Origin of the sequence: Escherichia sp. E2748 (assembly GCF_005781125.1) — a bacterium.
In the GTDB taxonomy this organism is placed as follows: domain Bacteria; phylum Pseudomonadota; class Gammaproteobacteria; order Enterobacterales; family Enterobacteriaceae; genus Escherichia.
On sequence record NZ_VATP01000055.1, the window covers coordinates 1 to 1,062 of the forward strand.

The 1,062-nt window shown below is 56.5% G+C and carries 1 protein-coding gene; it reads left to right on the top strand.

What is annotated here, in order from left to right; genetic code table 11:
• Positions 1-82: 82 nt before the first annotated feature.
• The coding region (locus tag FEK42_RS22685; RefSeq protein ID WP_138211989.1) for an IS4 family transposase at positions 83-1,062 on the top strand (980 nt) is incomplete at its 3' end.

Here is a 1,062-nt window from a genome sequence, read left to right on the forward strand (position 1 = left end):
AATGCCGATCAGTTAAGGATCGGTTGACCGATCCTTAAACTGCGGCACTATAACGGCTTCCACAACAGGGAGCCGTTTTCTTATGCCACTTCTCAATGATCTGCTCGATTTCAGTGACCATCCGCTTATGCCACCGCCCTCTGCACAACTGTTTGCAGAGCACCTTCCCGTCGAGTGGATACAGCACTGCCTGACGCTTTCTGCTCATGCGACCGTGCGCCGCCGTCGTTTACCGGGAGACATGGTTATCTGGATGGTGGTGGCCATGGCCTTCTTCCGCAATGAGCCAATTACCGATGTGGTTCGCCGTCTGAACCTGAGCGCGGATGGCGAAGCGGGGATGAACCTGCTGGCCCGCAGCGCTGTCACCCAGGCGCGTCAGCGCGTGGGGGCCGCCCCGGTGGAATGGCTCTTCCGCCAGACCGCACAGACATGGGGCGCGGAACGTTACCTGAAGGATGACTGGCACGGCCTGCAACTTTTTGCCATTGATGGCGCACAGTTCAGGACACCTGATGAACCTGAGTTGCGTGAATATTATGGCTCTGCCAACACATCCACTGAGCGGCAGAGCGCCTACCCGGTTATGCGTCTGGTGGCATTAATGAATCTGGGAAGTCACATTCTGCTGAATGCCGTGACCGCGCCTTACCGGCGGAGCGAAACCGTGCTGGCCCACTCCATGCTCGCCACCATCCCGGACAACTCCGTTACACTGTTTGACAAGCTCTTTTACAGCGCAGACCTGCTGCTGACGCTGAACCGGCAGGGTTGTAACCGCCACTGGCTACTGCCTGCGTGGAAGAATATCGCGGCAGAAACAGAAGAAAGTTACGGTCCCGGAGACAGGCTTCTGAAACTGAAGGTATCACTGCAGGCGAGGAAAAAGAATCCTGCACTGCCAGAGTTCTGGTACGCCCGGGCGGTGACTTATGAGGTGAACGGTGTGGAGAAAACGGTGCTGACATCACTCCCGGCAGACCGCTACAAAGCAAAAGAGGTGGCGGAACTTTACCATTCACGATGGGAAATCGAAGTCGGGTTCAGAAACCTGAAAAGCAG